Source organism: Thioalkalivibrio sp. ALM2T (genome assembly GCF_000381505.1).
Lineage (GTDB): Bacteria > Pseudomonadota > Gammaproteobacteria > Ectothiorhodospirales > Ectothiorhodospiraceae > Thioalkalivibrio > Thioalkalivibrio versutus.
This window is the reverse complement of record NZ_KB906564.1, coordinates 78,984-103,019: the sequence shown is the minus strand read 5'-3', so window position 1 is coordinate 103,019 and position 24,036 is coordinate 78,984. Positions and strand designations below refer to the sequence as shown.

Annotated in this window: 30 protein-coding genes; 11 read left to right on the top strand and 19 right to left on the bottom strand. The window is 66.0% G+C overall.

The genetic code is table 11. The annotated features are described in order from the left end of the window. Nucleotides 1–73: 73 nt before the first annotated feature. From F816_RS0110075 to F816_RS14995, 4 genes are all read right to left on the bottom strand, one after another. Nucleotides 74–451: a hypothetical protein gene (locus tag F816_RS0110075; RefSeq protein ID WP_019594630.1), complete on the bottom strand. Its 378-nt coding sequence runs from the start codon at nucleotides 449–451 to the stop codon at nucleotides 74–76. A gap of 137 nt (nucleotides 452–588) precedes the next feature. After that, on the bottom strand, nucleotides 589–873 hold the full coding sequence (gene soxZ, locus F816_RS14125; RefSeq protein WP_018168776.1) for a thiosulfate oxidation carrier complex protein SoxZ: 285 nt from the start codon (nucleotides 871–873) through the stop codon (nucleotides 589–591). Nucleotides 874–919: 46 nt separating this feature from the next. Continuing rightward, nucleotides 920–1,390 (bottom strand): thiosulfate oxidation carrier protein SoxY, encoded by a 471-nt coding sequence (gene soxY / locus F816_RS0110065; RefSeq protein ID WP_019594629.1) that lies wholly within the window; start codon nucleotides 1,388–1,390, stop codon nucleotides 920–922. After that, a complete protein-coding gene (locus F816_RS14995; RefSeq protein ID WP_196801685.1) occupies nucleotides 1,387–1,647 on the bottom strand; it encodes a hypothetical protein in 261 nt (86 codons plus the stop codon). Before F816_RS14995 ends, soxY begins: the two co-directional genes overlap by 4 nt. Nucleotides 1,648–1,726: 79 nt before the next feature. Here F816_RS14995 and F816_RS14605 point away from each other — a divergent pair, with 79 nt between their 5' ends. From F816_RS14605 to hslU, 8 genes are all read left to right on the top strand, one after another. Beyond that, the gene (locus tag F816_RS14605; protein ID WP_018144932.1) at nucleotides 1,727–1,861 is read left to right on the top strand and encodes a lipoprotein; all 135 of its coding nucleotides are present in this window, start codon (nucleotides 1,727–1,729) and stop codon (nucleotides 1,859–1,861) included. Next, nucleotides 1,862–3,151, top strand: coding sequence for a diaminopimelate decarboxylase (lysA, locus tag F816_RS0110055; RefSeq protein WP_019594628.1), 1,290 nt, complete (start codon nucleotides 1,862–1,864; stop codon nucleotides 3,149–3,151). Continuing rightward, nucleotides 3,148–3,822, top strand: a complete 675-nt coding sequence (locus F816_RS0110050) for a trans-aconitate 2-methyltransferase (protein ID WP_019594627.1) — start codon at nucleotides 3,148–3,150, stop codon at nucleotides 3,820–3,822. Before lysA ends, F816_RS0110050 begins: the two co-directional genes overlap by 4 nt. Beyond that, nucleotides 3,822–4,658, top strand: a complete 837-nt coding sequence (dapF, locus tag F816_RS0110045) for a diaminopimelate epimerase (protein WP_019594626.1) — start codon at nucleotides 3,822–3,824, stop codon at nucleotides 4,656–4,658. Before F816_RS0110050 ends, dapF begins: the two co-directional genes overlap by 1 nt. Further along, entirely contained in the window at nucleotides 4,655–5,392 is a 738-nt protein-coding gene (locus tag F816_RS0110040; RefSeq protein ID WP_019594625.1) for a DUF484 family protein, read from the top strand. Before dapF ends, F816_RS0110040 begins: the two co-directional genes overlap by 4 nt. Continuing rightward, entirely contained in the window at nucleotides 5,364–6,287 is a 924-nt protein-coding gene (gene xerC / locus F816_RS0110035; protein ID WP_019594624.1) for a tyrosine recombinase XerC, read from the top strand. The genes F816_RS0110040 and xerC overlap by 29 nt, the downstream gene beginning before the upstream one ends. A 93-nt stretch (nucleotides 6,288–6,380) precedes the next feature. Next, nucleotides 6,381–6,923 (top strand): ATP-dependent protease subunit HslV, encoded by a 543-nt coding sequence (hslV, locus tag F816_RS0110030; RefSeq protein ID WP_019594623.1) that lies wholly within the window; start codon nucleotides 6,381–6,383, stop codon nucleotides 6,921–6,923. Nucleotides 6,924–6,962: 39 nt separating this feature from the next. Further along, nucleotides 6,963–8,297 carry an ATP-dependent protease ATPase subunit HslU gene (gene hslU, locus F816_RS0110025; protein ID WP_018168782.1) on the top strand — a complete coding sequence of 445 codons (1,335 nt, stop codon included), beginning with the start codon at nucleotides 6,963–6,965 and terminating at the stop codon, nucleotides 8,295–8,297. A gap of 51 nt (nucleotides 8,298–8,348) precedes the next feature. Here hslU and F816_RS0110020 read toward each other — a convergent pair whose 3' ends face one another. Together F816_RS0110020 and F816_RS0110015 are read right to left on the bottom strand one after the other, a co-directional pair. Next, the gene (locus F816_RS0110020; protein ID WP_019594622.1) at nucleotides 8,349–9,260 is read right to left on the bottom strand and encodes a lysophospholipid acyltransferase family protein; all 912 of its coding nucleotides are present in this window, start codon (nucleotides 9,258–9,260) and stop codon (nucleotides 8,349–8,351) included. Beyond that, on the bottom strand, nucleotides 9,235–10,047 hold the full coding sequence (locus F816_RS0110015; protein ID WP_019594621.1) for a tRNA 2-thiocytidine(32) synthetase TtcA: 813 nt from the start codon (nucleotides 10,045–10,047) through the stop codon (nucleotides 9,235–9,237). The genes F816_RS0110020 and F816_RS0110015 overlap by 26 nt, the downstream gene beginning before the upstream one ends. Nucleotides 10,048–10,276: 229 nt before the next feature. Here F816_RS0110015 and F816_RS0110010 point away from each other — a divergent pair, with 229 nt between their 5' ends. The 3 genes from F816_RS0110010 (at nucleotide 10,277) to dtd (ending at nucleotide 12,106) form a co-directional block, all read left to right on the top strand. Beyond that, nucleotides 10,277–10,588 carry a hypothetical protein gene (locus F816_RS0110010; protein WP_019594620.1) on the top strand — a complete coding sequence of 104 codons (312 nt, stop codon included), beginning with the start codon at nucleotides 10,277–10,279 and terminating at the stop codon, nucleotides 10,586–10,588. Between the two features lie 88 nt (nucleotides 10,589–10,676). Next, nucleotides 10,677–11,663, top strand: a complete 987-nt coding sequence (gene pip / locus F816_RS0110005) for a prolyl aminopeptidase (RefSeq protein WP_019594619.1) — start codon at nucleotides 10,677–10,679, stop codon at nucleotides 11,661–11,663. Next, complete coding sequence (gene dtd / locus F816_RS0110000; protein ID WP_019594618.1) at nucleotides 11,660–12,106, top strand: D-aminoacyl-tRNA deacylase; 447 nt, start codon at nucleotides 11,660–11,662, stop codon at nucleotides 12,104–12,106. The genes pip and dtd overlap by 4 nt, the downstream gene beginning before the upstream one ends. 313 nt (nucleotides 12,107–12,419) lie before the next feature. Here dtd and F816_RS0109995 read toward each other — a convergent pair whose 3' ends face one another. The 13 genes from F816_RS0109995 to F816_RS0109935 form a co-directional block, all read right to left on the bottom strand. Then, nucleotides 12,420–12,716 carry a hypothetical protein gene (locus F816_RS0109995; RefSeq protein ID WP_018144945.1) on the bottom strand — a complete coding sequence of 99 codons (297 nt, stop codon included), beginning with the start codon at nucleotides 12,714–12,716 and terminating at the stop codon, nucleotides 12,420–12,422. Between the two features lie 103 nt (nucleotides 12,717–12,819). Then, nucleotides 12,820–14,670 (bottom strand): glutamine--fructose-6-phosphate transaminase (isomerizing), encoded by a 1,851-nt coding sequence (glmS, locus tag F816_RS0109990; protein ID WP_019594617.1) that lies wholly within the window; start codon nucleotides 14,668–14,670, stop codon nucleotides 12,820–12,822. Between the two features lie 5 nt (nucleotides 14,671–14,675). After that, nucleotides 14,676–16,010, bottom strand: coding sequence for a bifunctional UDP-N-acetylglucosamine diphosphorylase/glucosamine-1-phosphate N-acetyltransferase GlmU (gene glmU, locus F816_RS0109985; protein WP_026333225.1), 1,335 nt, complete (start codon nucleotides 16,008–16,010; stop codon nucleotides 14,676–14,678). Between the two features lie 127 nt (nucleotides 16,011–16,137). Then, entirely contained in the window at nucleotides 16,138–16,557 is a 420-nt protein-coding gene (locus F816_RS0109980; RefSeq protein WP_018144948.1) for a F0F1 ATP synthase subunit epsilon, read from the bottom strand. 13 nt (nucleotides 16,558–16,570) lie between these two features. Continuing rightward, nucleotides 16,571–17,947 (bottom strand): F0F1 ATP synthase subunit beta, encoded by a 1,377-nt coding sequence (gene atpD, locus F816_RS0109975; RefSeq protein ID WP_018144949.1) that lies wholly within the window; start codon nucleotides 17,945–17,947, stop codon nucleotides 16,571–16,573. Nucleotides 17,948–18,005: 58 nt separating this feature from the next. Continuing rightward, nucleotides 18,006–18,866: a F0F1 ATP synthase subunit gamma gene (gene atpG, locus F816_RS0109970; RefSeq protein ID WP_019594613.1), complete on the bottom strand. Its 861-nt coding sequence runs from the start codon at nucleotides 18,864–18,866 to the stop codon at nucleotides 18,006–18,008. A gap of 12 nt (nucleotides 18,867–18,878) precedes the next feature. Beyond that, nucleotides 18,879–20,420, bottom strand: a complete 1,542-nt coding sequence (gene atpA, locus F816_RS0109965) for a F0F1 ATP synthase subunit alpha (RefSeq protein ID WP_018144951.1) — start codon at nucleotides 20,418–20,420, stop codon at nucleotides 18,879–18,881. 13 nt (nucleotides 20,421–20,433) lie between these two features. Further along, nucleotides 20,434–20,970, bottom strand: a complete 537-nt coding sequence (locus F816_RS0109960; protein WP_019594612.1) for a F0F1 ATP synthase subunit delta — start codon at nucleotides 20,968–20,970, stop codon at nucleotides 20,434–20,436. Between the two features lie 9 nt (nucleotides 20,971–20,979). Continuing rightward, complete coding sequence (locus F816_RS0109955) at nucleotides 20,980–21,450, bottom strand: F0F1 ATP synthase subunit B (protein WP_018144953.1); 471 nt, start codon at nucleotides 21,448–21,450, stop codon at nucleotides 20,980–20,982. A 54-nt stretch (nucleotides 21,451–21,504) separates the two neighbouring features. Beyond that, nucleotides 21,505–21,741 carry a F0F1 ATP synthase subunit C gene (gene atpE / locus F816_RS0109950; protein ID WP_012983953.1) on the bottom strand — a complete coding sequence of 79 codons (237 nt, stop codon included), beginning with the start codon at nucleotides 21,739–21,741 and terminating at the stop codon, nucleotides 21,505–21,507. 53 nt (nucleotides 21,742–21,794) lie between these two features. Then, entirely contained in the window at nucleotides 21,795–22,637 is an 843-nt protein-coding gene (gene atpB, locus F816_RS0109945) for a F0F1 ATP synthase subunit A (RefSeq protein WP_026182062.1), read from the bottom strand. Nucleotides 22,638–22,668: 31 nt separating this feature from the next. Beyond that, nucleotides 22,669–23,055, bottom strand: coding sequence for an ATP synthase subunit I (locus F816_RS0109940; RefSeq protein ID WP_018144955.1), 387 nt, complete (start codon nucleotides 23,053–23,055; stop codon nucleotides 22,669–22,671). Between the two features lie 109 nt (nucleotides 23,056–23,164). After that, nucleotides 23,165–24,007 carry a ParB/RepB/Spo0J family partition protein gene (locus F816_RS0109935; protein WP_018168792.1) on the bottom strand — a complete coding sequence of 281 codons (843 nt, stop codon included), beginning with the start codon at nucleotides 24,005–24,007 and terminating at the stop codon, nucleotides 23,165–23,167. Between the last annotated feature and the right edge of the window lie 29 nt (nucleotides 24,008–24,036).

The window sequence follows — 24,036 nt, the reverse complement described above, 5'->3', positions numbered from 1 at the left end:
GACACAGGGAAACACGGGCCTATTCACAGCGGAGTAGCGCCTCCCAGGCGGATGGCGGCTTCACTCCCCTCCACTACACGCCGGAGGTCAACTTCGGCCCCACCAATAACGCCTCGGGCACCACCGCCTGGATCGCCCCCGGCACTTCAGTGCAAAGCCCTGGCCGCGCGGTCAACGAGACCCACAGGGTGTTCAGCTTCAGGTTCAGCTCGACGAACGCGATATCGTCCCCATAGTTGTTCAGCACGCGCTCGATGGCGCGCGCCCGGGCATGGAGTTCGTCGCGGGGGCGCTGGCGCAGCCCGGGGATCAGCATCATGAAGTCCGCCAGCCGGCGGCCTTCGGCGTCGCGCCGGGGCAGGCGTTGCCACAGGGGCTGGTGGGGCTCGAGGAGCAGCGCCGGGCGCAGGGCCGGATCGGCTTCACGGGGCGCGGGGATATCCGGGGACATGGCGGTGCGCTCGGCATGGACCTGTCTGGAGTGTAGTCCACGCCAGGGAGACACTCACTGCAGAAACCCCGATGACCGGGCACAAAAAAGCCGGGGACCAGCCCCGGCTTCTTCAAAGAGAGTAAGAACCCTCTTTGTTACCGCACTTCGACGTCGGTCGAGTCGGATTCACCCTTGTTGTCCGTCCAGGAGACGGTCACGGTGTCACCGGCGGCGCCGTCGATCTCACACTGCAGGAACGGGTTGCGGGAAACCGTGTAGTTCCAGTTGGCGGTAATGGCGGTGTCGCCATTGCGCGCAATTTCCACGGTTTCGATGAAGTGCGGGCCACCGTCGTCGTCGGGGACGAGCATGTCGTGGCTCATCAGCGCGCGGATGTTGATAACGCCGTTGCTTTCTTGGGCGCGAACTCGAATAGACATATCTTAAACCTCCAGTAGTGTTCGGATCAGCGGTTGGGGGTCGGCGTTAGCCGCCGCAGCCACCGACCGTGACCTTCACTTCTTGAACCGTCTTGTACCAGGTGTCGCCGGACTTCACGGCGGCGACCACGTTGGACGACTCGCCCATGCGGATACGGCCGGAGACGTTCGCGTGCGCGCCGTCACCCAGGACGTAATGCATGGTCAGCGGCTGGTTGTTCAGCTCGACGAACACGGCCATTTCGGTCACGTTGTCCAGGCTGGACTCGACCGACACCGGGACCACGGCGCCATTTTCGGCGATTTCCGGGGCGCTCAGGGTGACGTCGCCATCGGCGATGTCGCTGGAGCCGGTGACGGCTTCCATGGCGTTGGCCAGGCCTTCGGCACCGAAGGCTTCGGACGGCCAGGCGGCGAGCAGCTTGCTCGGGGCGAGCAGACCGGCCCCGACGGCGACACCGACAGTACCGGCGGCGAGAGTGCCTTTCAGGAAGACACGGCGCTTGGTGCTAATCATGGATGATCTCCTCTCATCTTGTGGGTCAGATCCGGATTATCCGGGACGTCTTGGCGGCGAACCGCGGTGACGCCTGTTGCTTTGGACGGCGAGCTGCAGGTCTCTATTCCCTGCGGATCGGGTTCCGCCCCCTGACCAGCTTCAGTGGTCTTTTGCTGGTCTCGCAGATGCATCGTCCCAAACCTGGCTGAATCATTGATGAACGAATCATCGTAGTTCGCGATCGGGCAAATTTCGGTGGGCAGATACCGCAGCATCTACCGCTAGCACCTGAAGCCAGGGGCGTATCAATGGCACACTATCGCCTCTTGATGCAACGAACCCCGGATCCGACCCATGTTCTCCTGCAAGGCCCAGTGGCTCCTGATTGCCGTGATCGTCGTGCTCGGCACGATGCAGATGCTCTCCGCCTGTGGTCAGAAGGGCGATCTCTATCTGCCCGATGACGACGAAACCGAGGAGCGCCGCTGAATGGACTACTTTGATTACCACCGCGGCACCCTGTTCTGCGAAGGCGTAGCACTGGACCGCCTTGCCGAGCTGGTCGGCACCCCCGCCTACGTGTATTCCCGCGCCACACTGGAGCGCCACTTCCGCGCGTTCAGCGAGGCCCTGATCGGCACCCCGCACCAGGTCTGCTTCGCGGTGAAGGCGAACTCTGCGCTGGGCGTACTGAATGTGCTGGCGCGCATGGGCGCCGGTTTCGACATCGTCTCCGGCGGCGAACTGGAGCGCGTGCTGCGCGCCGGGGGCGATCCGGCGAAGGTCGTATTCTCCGGGGTCGGCAAGACCGCCGCCGAGATGCGCCGAGCCCTGGAGGTCGGCATCCACTGTTTCAATGTCGAATCCGCCCCGGAGCTGGACCGGCTGGAGGCCGTCGCCATGGAGATGGGTGTCCAGGCCCCGGTGTCGATCCGGGTAAACCCGGACGTCGACGCCGAGACCCATCCCTACATCGCTACCGGGCTGCGCGAGAACAAATTCGGCGTCGCCATCGAGGAGGCACCGGCGCTGTATGCCCGGGTGCGCGACAGCCAGCACCTGGAGGCAACCGGCGTCGATTTCCACATTGGCTCGCAGCTGACCCGCATCGACCCGTTCACCGACGCGCTCACGCGCGTACTGGCACTGGTCGACGAACTGGCCGCAGACGGCGTCGAGCTGGAACATATCGATGTCGGCGGCGGGCTGGGCGTGCGCTACCGCGACGAGACCCCGCCGGAACCGGATGCCTGGGCCAGCGCCCTGCGCGAGGTCCTGGGCGATCGTCCGCTGAAGGTCCTGCTGGAACCGGGGCGCGCGATCGCCGCGAATGCCGGCGTGTTCCTGACCCGGGTGGAATACCTGAAACACACCGAGGCCCATGACTTCGCGATCGTCGACGGCGCGATGAATGACCTGCTGCGCCCGGCCCTGTACGGCGCCTGGCAGGAAATCGTCCCGGTGGTACCGCGCAGCGACACCGAGACCCGCACCTACGACATCGTCGGCCCGGTCTGCGAGACCGGCGACTTCCTCGGCCGCGAACGCGAGCTGGCGCTGGCCGCCGGCGACCTGCTCGCGGTGCGCTCGGCCGGCGCCTACGGCTACGTGATGTCCGGCAACTACAACTCGCGCCCGCGCCCGCCGGAGGTAATGGTCGACGGCGACCACTTCCAGATCATCAACCGCCGCGAGCAGGTCGATCACCTGATGATGCGCGAAAGCATGCTGCCCCGGGATCCGGAGGACCAGGACCCGTCAGGGAGCATCGAGCCGTGATTCCGCGGCGCCCGGAGCCGGAGTTGATGCTGGAGCCGGAGCAGGCCCGTGCCTATGCCGAGGCCGACTTCGCCGCCCCGCACGAGGGTTTCGTCGACGCCTTCGCCGAGGCCTTCCCCGGGCCCGTGACCGGGCCGGTGCTGGACCTGGGCTGCGGCCCGGGCGATGTCTCGCTGCGCTTCGCCACGCGCTACCCCGACTGCGAGGTCGACGGCCTCGACGGCGCCCCGGCAATGCTGGCAGCCGGCGACGCGCTGATGGCCGGGCACCCAGCCGCGGACCGTGTGCATCTGGCCGAAGGCTGCCTGCCAGAGGCGCGCGGACCGCGCGCGCCATATGCCACGATCATCAGCAACTCCCTGCTGCATCACCTGCATGACCCGGCCGCTCTGTGGCAAACCATTGCGCGTGACGGCGCGCCCGGCGCGGCGGTGTTCATCATGGACCTGCGACGGCCGGATACGACCGCGACGGTCCGGGCCCTGGTCGCGGAGTACACCGCCGACGCGCCGCCGGTGCTGCGCCACGACTTCGAGCACTCCCTGCATGCCGCCTTCACCCCGGACGAGGTGCAGCAACAACTGGCGGCGGCCGAGCTCGACGGCTTCACAGTGACCGTCACCTCGGACCGCCACCTGACCATTGTCGGCCGGCTGCCGGAGACCGCCTGATGCGCCTGGAATTCACCAAGATGCATGGCCTCGGCAACGACTTCGTCGTGATCGACGGTATCCGCCAGGCGGTCCGTCTCGACGAACCAACGCTGCGCCACCTGGCCGATCGCCACTTCGGCATCGGCTGCGACCAGATCCTGCTGGTGGAGCCCCCGGGCGATCCGGCGCAGGCCTTGTTCCGCTACCGCATCTTCAATGCCGACGGCTCCGAGGTGGAGCAGTGCGGCAACGGCGCGCGCTGCTTCGCCCGCTTCGTGCGTGAGCAGGGCCTGACCGAGGCCCGCGAGATCCCGGTCGAGACCCTAGGCGGGCGCATCGTGCTGCATGTCGAGGACGACGAGCAGGTGCGCGTGGACATGGGGCGGCCGGAGTTTGCCCCAGCGCGCATCCCGCTGATCGCCGAGGCCGAGGCCGAGGCCTACACGCTGGATGTGCAGGGCCATTCGATCACCCTGGGCGCGGTCTCCATGGGCAACCCGCATGCGGTGATCCTGGTCGACGACGTGGCCAGCGCACCGGTCCACGAGATCGGCCCGATCATCGAACGCCACGCAAGCTTCCCGCGCCGCGTCAATGTCGGGTTCGCCGCACTGCGCGACCGCGGACATGTCGACCTGCGAGTGTTCGAACGCGGGGTCGGCGAGACACTCGCCTGTGGCAGCGGCGCGGCCGCCGCGATGGCCGTATTGCGCCGCCGCGGACTGGTCGACGACAACCTCGAAGTGACCCTGCCGGGCGGGACCCTTGTGCTAAGCTGGACCGGACAGGCCGAGGCTCCGGTTTGGCTGACCGGGCCGGCCACCACGGTATTCAACGGCTGGATCGATCTATGACTGGGCAGCAATCCTCCAACGCCTCTGCGGCAAAGACCAAGACCCCCAAAACCCGGGCTCCGGAAGACCGCACGATCAGCGCGGCGGACGTCGAGGCCTACCTGCGCGAGCATCCCGACTTCTTCCAGGACCACCTGCCGCTGCTGGACATCCTGCGCCTGCCGCACCCGACCGGTGGCGCGGTGTCCCTGCTGGAACGCCAGGTCGCCCTGCTGCGCGAGAAGCACCGCGCCATGGAACAGCACATGGGCGAGCTGGTCGAGCGTGCCCGCGACAACGAGCGCATGGGCCAGCACCTGCACGAACTGGCCAAGACCCTGATGCGCGCCGAGAATCTGGACGCCGTGCTGGCGCTGACCCAGGACGCCCTGCGCAACGAGCTGGGCGCGGAACGCGTCAGCATCCGCCTGGCCCAGCGCGAGGTCGACGACCTGCATGCGCTAACCACCAGCGAGCTGGCCACCTTCGACCCGCTGTTCAGCCGCGGCAAGGCCCAATGCGGTCGCGTCCCGGCCGAGATGCTGGACGTGCTGTTCGACGACGCCGAGGAGATCGGCTCAGCCATCCTGATGCCGTTGGGCAACGAATCCGACCATATCGGAGTACTCGGCCTGGCCAGCGAATCCGCGGACCGCTTCGAGCCCGACATGGGCACCTACTTCGTCACCCACATCGGCGACCTGCTGGCCGAATCGATCCGCTGCCATGTCGAGCGGGCCCACGCCGCTGCCTGACGCACCCGAGCAGGATGCGGATATCGCGGCCTTTCTGGCCCATTTGACCGATATTCGCGGCCATTCGCCGCATACCGTACAGGCCTATCGGCGCGACCTGGCCCGCCTGCGCGGGCTGCATAACGGCCCCTGGGATGCCCTCAAGGCTGCCGACATGCGGCGCATCGCCGGACAGCTGGCCCGCCAGGGCCGCCACCCGCGCTCGATCCAGCGCTTCCTGTCCGCCGTGCGCGGCTTCTTCGCCTATCAGGTCGAACAGCGGCGCATGCCGGCCAATCCGGCCGCCGGCATGCGCGGCCCGCGTGCCGGGCGCCCCCTGCCGCGCGATCTCGATGTCGATCAGACCCAGCGGGCGCTGACCCCAGCCGAGGGCATCGAGCCGAACCTGGCGGCACGCGACCAGGCGATGCTGGAGCTGCTGTACTCGTCCGGGCTGCGCCTGTCGGAACTGACCGGACTGGACCTGACGGACCTTGACCTGGATTCCGGGCTGGTGCGCGTGCTCGGCAAGGGCCGGCGCGAGCGCAGCGTCCCGGTGGGGCGTGTGGCGCGCGATGCGCTGCGCACCTGGCTGAAATGCCGGGGCGACTGGGCCACAGCGGACGAGCGCGCCGTGTTCGTCAGCCGACGAGGCCAGCGCCTCGGCAACCGCGCGGTACAGCGCCGGGTCGCCGAGGCCGGCCGTCGCGCCGGGCTGGATGTGCGCCTGCACCCGCACCGTCTGCGCCATGCCTTCGCCAGTCACCTGCTGGAGTCGAGTGGCGATCTGCGGGCGATCCAGGAACTTCTCGGCCACGCCAACCTTGAAACCACCCAGATCTATACCCATCTCGACTATCAGCACCTGGCACAGGTGTATGATGCCGCCCATCCGCGGGCCCGCCGGAGAGACTGATTCGGCGACGATCCCACCCACCAGGTGAACGATCCCGGGCCGCCGCAACCCAACACCGTGCCCCATGACACTCAGCCGTAACAGGAGAGATCCGTGGAACAGTTTCGCGGCACCACCATCGTATGCGTCCGCAAGGACGGCGCCGTCACCCTCGGGGGCGACGGCCAGGTTTCCCTTGGCAACACCGTGATGAAGGGCAACGCGCGCAAGGTGCGCCGCGTCTACCATGATCGCATCCTCGCCGGTTTTGCCGGCGGCACCGCCGATGCCTTCACCCTGTTCGAACGCTTCGAAGGGATGCTGGAGAAACACTCCGGCAACATTACCCGCGCCGCCGTCGAGCTGGCCAAGGACTGGCGTACCGACCGCGCCCTGCGCAAGCTGGAGGCATTGCTGGCAGTCTCCGACCGCGATAACTCCTTCGTGATCTCCGGCAATGGCGACGTGATCGAGCCCGAGCATGCACTGATCGCGATCGGGTCCGGCGGCCCCTACGCCCAGGCCTCCGCCCAGGCCCTGCTGCAGAACACCGATCTGCCAGCCCGCGACATCGTGGAGAAGTCCCTGAACATCGCTGCCGATATCTGCGTGTACACCAATCACAACATCACCCTGGAGAGCCTGGACGCGGAGTAACGCGACCCGGCGCCAAGCGATTCGACCAAGGCCCCTGCCATGACCGACATGACCCCCCGCGAGATCGTCCAGGAACTGGACCGCTACATCATCGGCCAGGACGACGCCAAGCGCTCCGTCGCCGTTGCCCTGCGCAACCGCTGGCGCCGCCGCCAGCTGCCGCCGGAGCTGCAACCGGAGGTCACACCCAAGAACATCCTGATGATCGGCCCGACCGGTGTGGGCAAGACCGAGATCGCCCGGCGTCTGGCGAAGCTGGCCCACGCCCCGTTCATCAAGATCGAGGCGACCAAGTTCACCGAAGTCGGTTATGTCGGGCGCGATGTCGAGTCGATCATCCGCGATCTGGCCGAGGCCGCGGTGAAGCAGCTGCGCGACGAGGCGATCAAGGAAAACCGCCTGAAGGCCGAGGACGCCGCCGAGGAGCGCATCCTCGACGCGCTGCTGCCAAGCCCACGCAATGCCGGCTTCACCGAGTCCGAGCCGGACCATGCCAACAGCGAGACCCGCCAGAAGCTGCGCAAGCGCCTGCGCGAGGGGGACATGGACGAACGCGAGATCGACATCGAGGTCTCGCAGAACCCGCAGGGCGTGGAGATCATGACGCCCCCGGGCATGGAAGAGATGGCCAGCCAGCTGCAGTCGATGTTCCAGAACCTCGGCGGGCAGAAGACCCGCTCGCGTCGACTGAAGATCGCCGAGGCCCGCAAGCTGCTGATCGAGGAAGAGGCCGCGCGCCTGGTCAATGAAGAGGAGCTGAAGCTGAAGGCGATCGAGCGCGTGGAACAAAGCGGCATCGTGTTCCTCGACGAGATCGACAAGGTCGCCAAGGGCAGCGAGAAGACCGGCGGTGGCGAGGTCTCCCGCGAGGGCGTGCAGCGCGACCTGCTGCCGCTGATCGAGGGCACCACCGTCTCCACCAAGCTGGGCATGGTGCGCACCGACCACATCCTGTTCATCGCCTCCGGCGCCTTCCACCTGTCCAAGCCGTCCGACCTGGTGCCGGAACTGCAGGGCCGGCTGCCCATCCGTGTGGAGCTGGACGCCTTGTCGGCCGATGCCTTCGTGCGCATCCTGACCGAGCCCACCGCCTCGCTGACCGAGCAGTACACCGCGCTGATGAAGACCGAGGGCGTGGAGCTGCGCTTCGAGGAAGAGGGCGTGCGCCGACTGGCCGAGATCGCCTTTGACGTGAACGCACGCACCGAGAATATCGGCGCCCGCCGTCTGCATACCGTGCTGGAGCGCCTGCTGCAGGACGTCGCCTACCGCGCCCCGGATGTCGAAGGCCCGGTGATCGTGGACCGCGCCTTCGTCGACGAACGCCTCGGCGACTTGGCGGAAGACGAGGACCTGTCCCGCTACATCCTCTGATGCGACCCGCCCAGCGGGTCGGCCGTGCGCGGGGAGGTACCGCGCGGGAGGTTACTCGGGTGCCCCCCGGCGATAGGGATCGGGCCAGCCCTCGGGCGGTGGGTTGAAGCGCTTGTAGGCCCAGTTGTACTGCTCGGGACAGCGCCGGACCAGGGTCTCCACGTAGAGGTTGATCGCCGCGGCCGCCCGGACAAAATCGCGATCGGCCACCTCCGGCCCGGCCACGACCTCGTGATAGCGATAGCCCCGCCCCCCGGGCAGACGCTCGGCAAACAGGAATACCACGTGATCCGCGCGCCCGCGCAGCAGGCGCGGGAGCAGGGTCATGGTCAGGGCCGGACGCCCGAAAAACGAGGCGTGCTGGCCCGAGGCGCCCTTGGGGCTCTGGTCCGGCAGGATGCCGATGATCTCGCCGCGGTCGCGGGCCTGTTGCAGGATGCGCAGGCCACTGCGATCGGCCGGGGCCAGCTCGGCCCCGGTGGAGGCGCGGGCCTCGCGCACCCAGCGGTCCACCTCCGGGGTCTTGAACGGGCTGTACAGCGTGGCCATCGGCCCGTGGCAAGCGGCATGCAGTCCGGCGAATTCCCACGAACCGAGATGCGGGGCGCACAGGAACAACGCCCGACCGGCGGAGCGCTCGCGCAGGCGCGCGTACTGCGGCGGCTGGACGGCCAGGGTCTCGAGGCACTCCGGAGGCGACTGCCACAGCCAGGGGGACTCGGTCAGGGCCCGGCCCATCGCCATCAGGGAGCGCCGCCCCACCCGCCGCCGCCACGCCGGGTCCTTTTCCGGAAAGCACAGCGCCAGATTGATGCGGGTGATGCGGGCCGCGCGGGTGGGCAGGTACCACACCAACGCCCCGACCGCGCCGCCCAGGGCGTGGTTCACGCGCAGCGGGAGGCGCGCCAGAAGGCGCAGGCCCACCCCGATCAGGCGATCACGCAGATGCCGACGTCGGGCCATGTTCGGACACTACGGATTCGGTGGTTGCGGACGCGCTCGGCAGTGGGTCGCGCGGAGGAATACCACCCTCGGTCATCAGGGGCTTGAGGGTGGTGCGCAGGTTGCGGAACAGTCGCGGGTGCTGCGCCTCCTCCTGCGCCAGCAGCTGTTTCATGTGCTCGCGCTGGGTGGGCATGGCGAAGCAGGCGGGGCAGTTGTCGAGGATCACCGGGAGCCCCGCGGCGGCGGCAAAGTCGCGCGTCTGGCGTTCACGCACGTAGACCAGCGGGCGAATAACCCGCAGGTCGCCGGCGTCGATCGCGTAGTGGGCCTTCATGGTGCGCAGCTGGCCACCGTGAAAGGCACTCATCATGAAGCTCTCCGCGAGATCATCGAGGTGCTGGCCCAGCGCCAGTACGTTGTAGCCGTGTTCGCGCGCGGTGCGATACATCAGGCCGCGCTTCATGCGCGAGCAGAAGGAGCAGAACGAGTCGTTGTCCATGTGCGCGTCGGCGAGTTCCGCGATCGGCTCGGACACGAAGTGATAGGGGATGCCGTAGCTGCCCAGGTAATCCATCAGCCGCTGCGGCTCGAAGCCCTCGATCTCGGGGTTGATGGTGACCGCCCCCACCTCGAAGCGTACCGGGGCCCGCCGAGCGAGGTTGTGCAGCAGCCACAGCAGGGTCAGCGAATCCTTGCCACCGGACAGGCCCACCAGGATGCGGTCGCCCTCGCGGACCATGTCGAAGTCGGCGATGGCGCGCCCGGCGAGGCGGCGAATCGAGGCGGGAACGGCGGGTGTGTCCATGGGCCCGCAACATAGGCCGGCGGTCGGCTGCACGCAAGCCCAACCCGCAATGGTGGCGCAGGATTTCGGTGCACACCGCGCCTCCCGTGCACCAGAGATGAACACCCGTCGCTCTCGCACAGGGCAGGGGTTGCGACCTGGGGGCACCGGGGCGGCGAATGGCGGGCGGCTCGCCGTGGCACCCCGCTTGCATGAAGACGGAGAAACCTACGCCCACCCGGGGGACCCGATGCACGACCGCAAGAGCCTCAGCCTGGCCGCCGAACTTCGGCGAAACCTGCGCGCCGAATTCCCCGCGGTAGCACGCCTGTCGGTCAGCGACCCGGATTTCATGGAGGCCATCCTTGATTACGCTGCGCGCTCGCAGTCGAGCATGGTCAAGGCGGCGGCGCTGACCCTGCGCAGTCAGCTGGAGGGAACGGGGTATCTGCGAACACCCGCACCCGCGAAGACGCAACCGGAAGACGGGGCGCAGGGAGAACACCGGCCTGCGCACAAGCGGCGTGTCTATCGCGGGCGGGTAATCGAGGACCCCGAGTAGGGCCGGATCGGCGGTTGCGGGAAGAGTCCGAAGGGTTTCGCCCACGCCGCGTTTTGGCGACACTCGGGGTTTTGCCCGGAGGCCTTCCATGGACGCGCTGTATCCCGAGATCGAGCCCCACGGTATGGGGCGCCTGCAGGTTGGCGACGGCCACGAGCTGTACTTCGAGGAATGCGGCAATCCGGAGGGGATACCCGTCGTGTTTCTGCATGGCGGGCCCGGCTCGGGTTGCGAAAGCTGGCACCGCCGCTTCTACGATCCGGAACGCTACCGCATCGTGTTGTTCGACCAGCGCGGCTGCGGACGCTCGACCCCGCACGCAAGCCTCGAGGCGAACACGACCTGGCACGCGGTCGCGGACATCGAGCGCCTGCGCGAGCACCTCGGGATCGGGCGCTGGGTGGTATTCGGCGGGTCCTGGGGCTCGACCCTCGGGCTGGCGTATGCCCAGAAACACCCGGAGCGGGTCCTGGGCCTGGTGCTACGCGGGATCTTCCTGTGCCGCCCGCAGGATATCCAATGGTTTTACCAGTCGGGCGCGGACCGGTTGTTTCCTGAGGCCTGGGCCGACTACGAAGCGCAGATCGCCGAGCCGGAGCGAGCCGACATGGTCCGTGCCTATTACCGACGGCTGACCGACGACGACCGCGTGGTGCGCGAGGCGGCGGCCCGCGCCTGGTCCAGCTGGGAGGGGCGCACCTCCTGCCTGATCCCCAACGACGACGTGATCGCGCACTTCGAGGAGCCGGATGTGGCCGTGAGCCTGGCCCGGCTGGAGTGCCACTACTTCGTTCACGAGACGTTCCTGAAACCCGACCAGCTGCTGCGCGATGCCGGCCGGCTGCAGGGGATTCCCGGCACCATTGTGCACGGCCGCTACGACGTGGTGTGTCCGGTGAATCAGGCGGTGGCCCTGCACCAGGCCTGGCCGCAGGCGCAACTGGAGATCGTACCGGACGCCGGACACTCGGCGGCGGAGCCGGGCATCGTGCGCCGACTGGTCGCAGCCACGGACCGACTGGCAGAGGAACTGTCCGGGCACATCGAACCCGGCACTGGAAGGGAGCAGGCGTGATCGCACTGATCCAGCGCGCAAGCGATGCACGGGTCAGCATCGACGGGGAGGACGTCGGGGCGATCGGGAGCGGCCTGGTGGCTCTGGTGGCCGTGGAGCCGAACGATACCGAGGCGAGCGCAGAACGGATGCTCGACCGGCTATTGGGCTACCGGGTATTCGCGGACTCGGCGGGCCGAATGAACCGGAGCCTGGACGAGACCGGTGGCGGGCTGCTGCTGGTGCCCCAGTTCACCCTGGCAGCCGATACACGCAAGGGGATGCGACCGAGCTTTTCCGGATCGGCGAGCCCCGAACACGGCGCAACGCTGTTCGATTGGCTGGTACGACGGGCAGGCCAACGCCATCAGCCCGTGGCCAGCGGGCGTTTCGGGGCGGACATGCAGGTCAGTCTGACCAACGACGGCCCGGTGACCTTCTGGCTGGAGGCCAGGGGCCAGTAAGGGACGATCTCCTGGACACCCACGATGAAGCTCAAGGACGGGTGAGCCGGTGAAGCACAAACGACACGGAGAGAGCCCATGGTGGCGCACGGGGCCTGACCCTCCATTTGGGACCGACCCACGGAAGTGGCCGGGGCCGGATGCACCGCTAAATGCCGATCATTTGATTGCCCGGCATTGCCACTGCCATGACGTGCACCTCAGTGGATGTCTGTCTGCCCCGTGTCCTCGGTGACGAACAAGCCGTTTCGCGCCCCAAACGAAAAGACCCGGCGCGAGGCCGGGTCCTGGCGGGCGATGATCCGGGAGTGGATCAGGCCGCGCGGCGCAGGAACGGACGCTGGCCGGACTGGACCGCGCGACGGATGAAGTCGGCGCGGCCGGCCTCGCGCTGGTTCAGGTTGTCGGCGCATTTCGACGGCTCGTAGGCTGCGGCGGAGAGCATGACTTCCAGCTCGCACAGGTCGACCTTCGGCTCTGTCAGCTCGTCCGGGTTCGTGTTCAGCTTGCGGCCGACTTCCCAGAACATGCGGGGGTTCCAAAGCTTGGTCTGGATTCGCGGGGACTGGAACAGGGTGACGCAGCGGTTGTTGAGCTCTTGCTGATCCATAAGGTGCTCCTGTGACAGGTTATTCAAGCGCACCGAAATCTAGCGAACCCGGGGCACGAATACAAGCGTTTCCTGATGGACTGAACGGTTTGGGCGCCGCTCACTATTCGACGGTCACCGATTTGGCGAGGTTGCGCGGCTGATCCACATCGGTGCCCTTCAGCACGGCCGTATGGTAAGCCAGCAACTGTAGCGGGACCGTGAAGAGAACCGGAGCCAGCCAGGGGCTGAGGGCCTCGTTCTGCGGGAGACCGACCCAAGTGTCCTCGGGTTCCAGCGCGCGCGCGGCGTTGGATTCGCCAATGACGATCAGCTGCCCGCCCCGGGCCCGTACTTCCTGCAGGTTGCTGGAAAGTTTCTCCAGCTGGGCATCGTCCGGGGCGACGGCCACGACCGGCATCTCGGTATCCACGAGTGCCAACGGACCGTGTTTCAGCTCGCCGGAAGGGTAGGCCTCGGCGTGGATATAGGAGATTTCCTTCAGCTTCAGCGCGCCTTCCAGGGCAATCGGGAAGTAGGCCCCACGCCCGAGAAATAGCGCATGCTGGCGCTCCATGAGATCCTCGGCGATCCGCGCAATAGGCGTGTCGAGCGCGAGGATACGGGCCACCTGATCGGGGAGACTGCGCAGGGCCGCGACCGCATCGGCCCGCGCGGCGGCGGGCATACGGGCGGCGCTGGCGGCCTGACCCAGCAGCAGGACCAGGATGGCCAGGGCGGCCAGTTGGGTGGTAAACGCCTTGGTGGATGCGACGCCGATCTCGGGTCCGGCATGGGTCATCAGGACCAGGTCGGCCGCCCGTGCCATCGTGCTCTCCGGCACGTTGCAGATCGCCAGCCGCGCCAGGAACGGCTCGTCCTGGGACTGACGCAGGACCGCCAGGGTATCGGCGGTCTCGCCGGACTGCGAGATCACCACCAGCAGGGTGCCCGGGGCGAGGACGTGGCGCCGGTAGCGATATTCACTGGCGACTTCGACTCGCGCCGGAAGACCCAGGTGCTCCTCGGTCCAATGGGCCGCGACCATGCCGGCGTGATAACTCGTTCCGCAGGCAACGATCTGCACGGCGGCGACATCGGCCAAGCGCTCGTCGCTGCCCGGCCCGAGGATGTTCTCGAGGATGCCGGCTTCGCCCAGGCGCCCCGACAGGGTTTCTTCCAGGGCATGGGGCTGCTCGTAGATCTCCTTGAGCATGAAATGGCGGTACTCGCCCCGGTCCGCAATGCTCGCCTGGCAACGACTCTCGCGGATACCGCGCTCGACCCGGTCTCCGCTGGCGTCGTGGATCTCGACTCCATCGCGCGTCAGCCGGGCAATGTCTCCATCTTCCAGGTCGACGAAACGCTGGGTGACCGGAAGCAGCGCCTGCACGTCGGAGGCGGCGAAGGTCTCGCCAATCCCCAGGCCCAGCAGGACCGGGCTCCCGGAGCGGGCAACAATCAATTCGTCGGGGAAGTCGGCAAACACCGCGGCGATCGCGTAGGCCCCTTGAAGCTCGGCGCAGGCGCTGCGCATCGCATCCAGCGGCGACGATCCCGCCGCAAGGGCCTGCTCGAGGCGATGGGCGATCACCTCGCTGTCGGTCGCTGATACGCAGGGCCAGCCCGCGGCGTCCAGCCGGGAACGCAGGTCGCCGTGATTCTCGATGATGCCGTTATGCACGATGGCCACGCGGCCGTCGCGCGAACGGTGGGGATGGGCGTTCTCTTCGGTGGGAGCGCCGTGCGTGGCCCAGCGCGTGTGAGCGATGCCCACCGGCCCCTCCAGCCCAGCGGCGTCAATCCGTTGCTCCAGGGCCGCAACCTTGCCGATGGCACGCAGGTCCGAAAGGGCACGGTCGTTGACCACGGCCACGCCAGCGGAGTCATACCCCCGGTATTCCAGGCGATGCAGACCCTCCACCAGGACGGGGACCAGGTTTCGTTCGCCAATGCCTGCAACCAGACCGCACATATCGATTACTGCTCCTTGTCGTTACCGCTCTTCTTCGGGCGCGGCCAGTCGCGAATCGTACGGGCTCGGGCGCGAGTCAGCGCGAGCGCGCCCGCCTCGACGTCGTCGGACAGGGTTGACCCTGCGCCCACGGTCGCGTCGTCCCCGATGCGTATCGGCGCCACCAGTGCCGTATTGGACCCGATAAAGGCGCGCTCGCCGATCTCGGTGCGATGCTTGTTGGCGCCATCATAGTTGCACGTAATGGTGCCCGCGCCCAGATTGGCGCCAGCGCCAATCTGGGCGTCGCCGACGTATGTCAGGTGGTTCGCCTTGGCCCCGGCACCCAGGGTGGCATTCTTGATCTCGACGAAGTTGCCGACGCGCGCCCCGGTCCCCAGTTCGGTCCCGGGCCGCAGGCGGGCGAACGGTCCAATCCGTGCATCGGCATGAACCCGCACCCCCTCGAGGACACTATGCGCCGCGATCTGCGTGCCGGAACCGATGTCGCAGTCCCGCAGCACGCAACCGGGGCCAATATAAACATCGTCCGAGAGCCTCACCGTGCCCTCGATCACGACGTTCACATCGATCTGGCAGTCGCGCCCGAAGGTGAGAACCCCGCGCACATCCAGGCGCGCGGGGTCGGCCAGGCCCAGACCTTCGCGCATCATCCCCGCACCCAGCGCCGCCTGGTACAGACGTTCCTGAACCGCCAGTTGCTCGCGGTCGTTCACCCCAAGGACCGCCGCGGAGTCGCCGCTTTCCACCACGCCGACGGCACATCCGTCGGCGCGGGCTGCCGCTACGACATCGGTAAGGTACCACTCGCGCGGTCCGGTCACCCGTGGCTCACAGGCGGCCAGCCATCGGCGCAGCTCACCCGCAGGGGCAGCCAGGACACCGGTATTGATCAGGTCCACGGCACGTTCACGTGCACTGGCCTCCTTGTCCTCGACGATCCGCTCAAGTTGCCCCGACGAATCGAGAATCAACCGCCCATAGCCGCTCGGGTCCACGACCCGGGCGGCCAGCACCGTGACACCGTCACCGTCGGCACAGGCCACCAGGTCGGCAATCGGAATGCGCGGCACATCGCCATAGGTCACCAGTACACGTGCGGCGTCCGGGATGGCTTCAAGGGCTCGAAACACCGCGTGGCCGGTCCCGCGGGGCTCCCCCTGGTCGATCCAGGTCAAGGCTTGCGAGGAGTCGGCGAACGCCGCCCGCACCCGCTCCTGCTCGTGACCGACCACCACATGGCAGGCAGCGGCGTCCAGCGCCGCTACTCGTTCCAGGACATGGGCCAGCAGCGGACGGCCGGCGAGGGCTTGCAGGACTTTCGGATGGCGCGAGCGCATGCGCGTGCCCTTGCCGGCTGCAAGTACCGCGATATGAAGGGGCTTGGATTCAGGCATGGGTACAATGATAAAGGGCCAACCGAGATGGTTGGCCCTTAGCGTAAGTCATCCGTCGCAGTTTGCCGGATTATTTCCGGCGCAGCTTCTGGATCATCTGCAGACGTGCCGCCGCCTCGACTAGCTCGGCCTGGGCCTTGGCGTAGTCGAAATCGGCCTTGGAGTTGGCCAGCGCCTCCTCCGCACGCTTTTTGGCCTCGATGGCCTCGGCCTCGTCAAGATCCTTCGCGCGCACCGCAGTGTCCGCCAGAACGGTCACGTGGTACGGCTGCACCTCGAGGATGCCGCCGGACACGAACACTGGCTGCGGCTCGGCGCCTTCCTTTTCCAGGATGCGCAGTTCACCCGGATTCAGCCGGGCGAGCATCTGCGTATGCCCGGCATACACGCCGACCTCGCCCCCTTCGGCGGGTGCGGCGATCATCAGGGCCGTACCGGAGTAGATCGACTCCTCCGCACTGACCACATCCACATGCATATTCATAGGCATAACGCCTTGCTCCTTAGCCGAGCTTCTCGGCCTTCTCGACAGCTTCTTCGATCGTGCCGACCATGTAGAAGGCCTGCTCCGGCAGGTGATCGTATTCGCCGTCCACGATGGCCTTGAACGCCCGGATGGTGTCCTTCAGGGAGACGTACTTGCCCGGGGCGCCGGTGAAGACTTCCGCAACGAAGAACGGCTGCGACAGGTAGCGCTGGATCTTTCGCGCCCGGGCCACGGCCAGCTTGTCATCTTCCGACAGTTCGTCCATGCCGAGGATCGCGATGATGTCCTTCAGCTCCTTGTAGCGCTGCAGGGTGCCCTGCACGGCCCGCGCGGTGTCGTAGTGTTCCTGCCCGATGATCTGCGGATCCAGCTGACGCGAGGTCGAGTCCAGCGGGTCCACGGCCGGGTAGATGCCCAGCTCGGCGATCTGGCGGGACAGGACGACCGTGGCATCCAGGTGCGCGAAGGTGGTGGCGGGGGACGGGTCGGTCAAGTCATCCGCCGGCACGTAGACGGCCTGGATGGAGGTGATCGAGCCTTTCTTGGTCGAGGTGATGCGCTCCTGCAGCACACCCATCTCTTCCGCCAGGGTCGGCTGGTAGCCCACCGCGGAGGGCATACGACCCAGCAGCGCCGAGACCTCGGTACCGGCCAGGGTGTAACGGTAGATGTTGTCAATGAACATCAGCACGTCACGGCCTTCGTCACGGAAGAACTCGGCCATGGTCAAACCGGTCAGCGCTACGCGCAGACGGTTACCCGGCGGCTCGTTCATCTGGCCATAGACCAGGGCCACCTTGTCGAGGACGTTGGAGTCCTTCATCTCGTGGTAGAAGTCGTTCCCTTCACGAGTACGTTCGCCCACGCCGGCAAACACCGAGTAGCCGGAGTGCTCGATCGCGATGTTGCGGATCAGCTCCATCATGTTCACGGTCTTGCCCACGCCGGCCCCACCAAACAGGCCGACCTTGCCGCCCTTCGCGAAGGGGCACAGCAGGTCGATGACCTTGATGCCGGTTTCCAGCAGCTCGGTCGAGCCCGCCTGCTCGTCAAAGGTCGGGGCGGCGCGGTGGATCGACCAGGTTTCCTGGGCCTCCACATCACCGGCGTTGTCCACCGGACGACCGAGGACATCCATCACCCGACCCAGGGTCCCCTTGCCGACCGGCACGGAGATCGGCTTGCCCGTGGCGGTAACCGCGGTCTGACGCTTCACGCCCTCGGTCGTACCCATGGCAATGGTACGTACCACGCCGTCGCCCAGCTGCTGCTGGACTTCCAGGGTCAGACCGTTTTCCAGGGTCAGCGCGTCGTAGATCTTGGGCACTTCGCCGTGGGGGAATTCCACGTCCACGACGGCGCCGATGATTTCGACAATCTTTCCAGAACTCATTTGTTCATCCTCGTAAGTCGTAATTCGTGCCGAGTCGACCGATTCGTGCCGGTGGGCGCTAGACCGCAGCCGCGCCGCCGACGATCTCGGAGATCTCCTGGGTGATCGCAGCCTGGCGCGCCTTGTTGTAGACGAGCTGCAGGTCCTTGATCATCGTGCCGGCGTTGTCGGAGGCCGACTTCATCGCGACCATGCGTGCGGCCATCTCGCAGGCCACGTTCTCGACCACCGCCTGATAGATCAGGGACTCGACATAGCGCTCGAGCAGCGTATCCATCACCGGATGCGTGTCGGGCTCGTAGATGTAATCCCAGTGGTGCTTGAGCGATTCGTCTCTGCTCGGCGCCGTCGGCAGCAACTGCGTGGCCTGGGCCTGCTGCGTCATGGTGTTGACGAACTTGTTCTCGAGCAGCACGACGCGATCGACCTTGCCGTCGCGGAAGTTGTCCAGCACTACCTTGATCGAACCGATCAGGTCGTTGAGGTGCGGACGGTCCCCGAGATCCTTGGACTCGGCCACGATGTTGCCGCCCAAACGCTTGAAGAACTGCAGCGCCTTGCTCCCGATCACGCACAGATCGACCTCGACGCCCTCGTCGCGGTAGCGACGCATCTCGATCACGGCCTTCTTGAACAGGTTGGTGTTCAACCCGCCGCAAAGACCACGGTCAGTCGACACGATGATCAGCGCGACGCGCTTGACCTCGCGTTCCACCATGAACGGATGCTTGTACTCCGCATTCGCCATCGCGACGTGACCGATCACGTCGTGAATCTTCTGTGCGTAAGGCCGGGACTCCTGCATGCGGTCCTGGGCCTTGCGCATCTTGGACGCGGCGACCATTTCCATCGCCTTGGTGATCTTCTGAGTATTCTTGATACTCTTGATCTGCGTCCGGATCTCCTTAGTGCCCGCCATTGCGTGCTCCCGTTACCAGCTGTGCTTGGCCTTGAACTCTTCCAGGGCGCTTTTCAGCTTTTCCTGGATGGAGTCGTTGTAGTCGCCAGTGCTGTTGATTTCGTCCAGGAGCTCCTTCTGGGAGGAACGCGCGTAGGCGATCAGTTCCTTCTCGAAGCTCACGATCTTGTCGGCCTCGACGTCGTCGAGGAAGCCTTCGTTCGCGGCGTACAGCGAAAAGGCCATCTCGCCGATGGACATCGGCTGGTACTGACCCTGCTTCATCAGCTCGGTCACGCGCTTGCCGCGATCCAGCTGCTTGCGGGTCAGTTCGTCCAGATCGGAGGCAAACTGCGAGAACGCCGCCAGCTCACGATACTGCGCCAGTGCCAGGCGCACGCCACCACCCAGCTTCTTGATGATCTTGGTCTGGGCGGCACCACCGACTCGGGACACCGACAGACCGGCGTTGATCGCCGGGCGAATACCGGAGTTGAACAGGTCGGTCTCGAGAAAGATCTGACCGTCGGTGATCGAGATCACGTTGGTCGGAACGAACGCGGAGACGTCACCCGCCTGGGTCTCGATGATCGGCAACGCGGTCAGAGAACCGGTCTTGCCCTTCACTTCACCATTGGTCTTCTCTTCGACGTACTCGGCGTTCACACGCGAGGCACGCTCCAGCAGACGCGAATGGAGGTAGAACACATCACCCGGGTAGGCTTCACGACCCGGCGGACGACGCAGGAGCAGGGAGACCTGACGGTAGGCCCAGGCCTGTTTGGTGAGGTCATCATAGACGATCAGCGCGTCTTCGCCGCGATCGCGGAAGTATTCGCCCATCGCGCAGCCGGCGTACGGGGCGATGAACTGCATCGCCGCCGACTCCGACGCATTGGCCGCCACGATGATGGTGTTCTGCATCGCGCCGGCTTCTTCCAGCTTGGCCACCACGGAGGCGACCGAGGAGGCCTTCTGGCCAACCGCAACGTAGACGCACTTAACGCCGGAGTCCTTCTGGTTAATGATCGCATCGATCGCGACGGCGGTCTTGCCCGTCTGGCGGTCGCCGATGATCAGCTCGCGCTGGCCGCGGCCAACCGGGACCATCGCGTCGATCGCCTTGATGCCGGACTGCAGCGGCTGGTCGACCGACTTGCGCTCGATGACACCGGGCGCGATCTTTTCGATCGGGCTGGTGATATCGCTTTCGATCGGGCCCTTGCCGTCGATCGGACGACCCAGGGAATCGACTACCCGGCCCAGCAGCGCTTCGCCAACCGGCACTTCGAGGATGCGGCCGGTGCACTTGACCGTCTGGCCCTCGGAGATGTGCTTGTAGTCGCCCAGGATGACGACACCTACAGAGTCGCGTTCAAGGTTGAGCGCCATACCGAAGGTGTCGCCCGGGAATTCGAGCATCTCGCCCTGCATGACGTCACCGAGACCGTGGACGCGGGCGATACCGTCGGTCACGCTGACCACGGTGCCCTCGTTGGAGGCCTCGGACGAGGCATCGAATTTCTCGATGCGCTGTTTGATCAGATCACTGATCTCGGAGGGATTCAGTTGCATGTTAAATATCCTCTTAGCGACTCAAATTGGCAGCCAGGCGGTTCAGCTGGCCTCGCACGGAGCCGTCGATTACCAGGTCGCCGGCGCGGATGATGGCCCCTCCAAGAAGGGCGCTGTCGACCGAATGCTCGAGATCGACTTCGCAGCCCAGGCCCTTGGCCAGGGCCTCGTGGATCTCTTTCTCCTGCGCCTGGGTGAGCTTGCGAAAGGCGGTCACGTCGGCATGGACGCGGTGCTCGGCCGCGGCCTTCAGTTCGGCAAAGGCATCGCTCACGGCAGGGAGGGCGGGCAGCCGGCCGTTTTCGGCCAGCAGGCGAACCAGGTTCCCCGCCTCGGGCCCCACCTTGTCACCGGCCACGTCGAGCACGAGCTGTGCCCGGTCCGGCCGCGGGACCCGCGGGTTGGAGAGGAGACTGTGCATCTGCGAATCGCGGGCGATCGCCGCCAGCAATTCGAGCTGCTCGGCCCAGCCGGCGAGATCCTTGGCCTCGCGGGCCCGCTCGAAAGCTGCGCGAGCGTAGGGTCGGGCGACCGAAATCAGGTCTGACATAACGTCTCCTTACAGCTTGGCCGAGAGCTTCTTGAGCAGATCGCCGTGCGCCTTGGCGTCGATTTCCTTGGCCAGGATCTGCTCGGCACCGGCAACCGCCAGCTCGGAGACCTGCTTGCGCAGCTCTTCCTTCGCGCGGTTGATCTCCTGCTCGATCTCGGCGTGCGCCGCCTGCTTGATGCGTTCGCCTTCTTCGTGGGCCGTGGATTTGCTTTCCTCAACCACGTCGTTGGCGCGCTTCTGCGCAGAGGCCACGATCTCGTTGGCCTGCTGCTTGGCCTCCTTGAGGACCTCGGTCGCACGCTCCTGGGCGAGCTCCTGCTCTTTCTCGCCACGTTCCGCGGCTGCCAGGCCGTCGGCAATTTTCTTGCGACGTTCTTCCAGGGCGGCGGACATGGGCGGCCAGACGTAGCGCATCGTGAACCACACGAAGACGCTGAACGCGAGCAGCTGGCCAATGATGGTCAGATTGATATTCATCCTGCTACCTCAGGTTGGACGAGTGGAGGGGACCTCGGGACTCGCTCAGCCTTATTAACCCAGGGCGAACAGGACGTACAGGCCGATACCCACGCCGATCATCGGCACGGCGTCGGTCAGACCCATCACGATGAAGAACTGGGTGCGCAGCATCGGGATCAGTTCCGGCTGACGCGCGGCGCCTTCCAGGAAGCGACCACCCAGGGTACCCACGCCGATGGCGGCGCCGACAGCGGCCAGACCCAGAAGCAGCGAGCCAGCCAGGACGATCAGAGCGTTAGCCATTTCCATTTTTGTATCTCCAGTCGAGTGTTGAAACAGTCAGTTGAGTAGGGAAGTCGAAATCAGTGGTCTTCGCTGTACGCCATGTCGAGATAGACGACGGTCAGCACCATGAAGATGAAGGCCTGCAGCGGAACCACCAGGATGTGGAAGATTGCCCAGCCCACGTGCAGCACACCCCCGGCCAGACCCATGATCAGCCCCGCAGAGTACATAACACCGATCAGGATGAAGATCATCTCCGCGGCGTACAGGTTGCCGAACAGTCGCAAGGCGAGCGAGGCCGGCTTGGCCAGCAGGTTGATGAACTCCAGGACGAAGTTGATCACCCAGAAGAACGGCTTGATGTACACGATGTTGGTCTGGAACGGGATGCCCGTCAGTTCCTTGATGAAACCGACCGGGCCCTTGATCTTGAGCGAGTAGTAGATGATCAGGATGAACACGCCGAGCGCCAGGCCCGCGGTCACGTTGATATCCGTAGTCGGCACGATCTTGAAGTACGGGATACCCAGCAGATAGGCGATGTGCGGGATCAGGTCGACCGGCACGAGGTCCATCAGGTTGAGCAGGAAGATCCAGACGAAGATGGTCAGCGCGAGCGGCGCGACCATGTCGTTCTTGTGCTTGAACGAACCGCGGACGTTGTCGTTGACAAAGTCCATGAGCATCTCGACGAAGTTCTGCCAGCCGCCCGGGACGCCGGCGGTGACCTTCTTGGCCGCGGCGCGGAACGTGAGGACAAACAGCAGCCCGAGTGCGATCGACCACAGCATGGAGTCGACGTGGATCGCCCAGAAGCCCATTTCGGCGGCTTCGGTGCTGGTGGTGGCGAAGCTCATCCCCTTCTCGGGGTGGAGTCCGAAGGTAAGATTCGTCAGATGGTGAGCAATGTGCTCTTCCATCGTGGGCAGTCCGCTTTCTGAAGCCATGCAGTTATCTCGTCATTGCTTGATCAGAAACCCGGTGCAGCCACCACAAGGGGGCCAGATGCACCAGGAGGAAGATGCCGAACAACGCCAGTAAATCCGGCTCGTCCAGGTAAGCGAACGCCACCCCGAATGCCACCGCGATGATTGCCAGTCGTCCCATCTGGGCGCCCATCATGCGGGCGGTCAGCGAGCCCACCTGATCGGAACGGTAGGCCCGAAACACAACGACCGCGGCCACGGCATTGCCGAGCGTCGCGGTGATGCCGCCCACCGCAGCCGAGATCGCCACGATCGGGGGGAACAGGGCCAGAAGCAGGCCCGACAGTATCAGCGTTAAGGCGAGCTGCAGACCTAGCGATTGTAAGGCGTGTCTGAAGCGTCGCGGTGTCATTCAGCGGATGGGCACACCCACCCCTCTCCCAAAAAGTGCGCGTAGTATAAGAGCGCCCTTGTACTGCGTCAAACGGCGTTTCGGGCCATCGGGCAGGCCGCTCAGAGAGTTACTGGATGTGGGCGAGGATGCCATCGAGCTCGTCGAGGCTGTTGTATTCGATGACCAGACGGCCTTTGCCCTGGCGGTTGTAGCGAACCTGGACCGCGGCGCCCAGCTGGTCGGAGAGACGGCTCTCCAGTTGCCGCACCTCAGGCGAGGGTCCGGCATCCTTCTTGGGCTCCGGGGTCGCGGCGAGGATCTTCTTGACCAGCTGCTCGGTCGCGCGCACCGAGAGCCCGCGCTTGACCACGGTCGCGGCCACGCCGGGCTGGTCGTCCAGTGGCACCGCCAGCAGACAGCGGGCGTGGCCCATCTCCAGGCGCCCCTCATTGACGTGGTCCTTCACCGTGTCGTGGAGTTCCAGCAGGCGCAGCAGGTTGGTGACCGCAGTGCGCGAGCGACCGACCGCGTCGGCCGCGGCCTGGTGCGTCATCTCGAATTCGCCAATCAGGCGGCGGATGGCCTGCGCCTCTTCCAGCGGGTTCAGATCCTCGCGCTGGATGTTCTCGATCAGTGCCATCGCCGCGGCGGCCTGATCGGGGATATCGCGGACCACCGCCGGAACGGTCTCCAGGCCGGCGATCTGGGCGGCACGCCAACGGCGCTCGCCGGCGATCAGTTCATAGCCCTCGTCCAGGCGCCGCACGACGACCGGCTGCACGATGCCCTGGGCTCGGATCGAGTCCGCCAGCTCGGCCAGCGCCGCCTCCGCCATGTGGACCCGGGGCTGATACTTGCCACGCCGGATCTGCTCGATCGGGAGCTGCTCCAAACTGTCGCTGTCATCACCACCGGCCTGGGCGCCGGAGAGCAGGGCATCCAGGCCTCGGCCCAGTCCTCGTTTCGCCATGGTTGATCGTTCCTGCAGGCAGTCGGTAA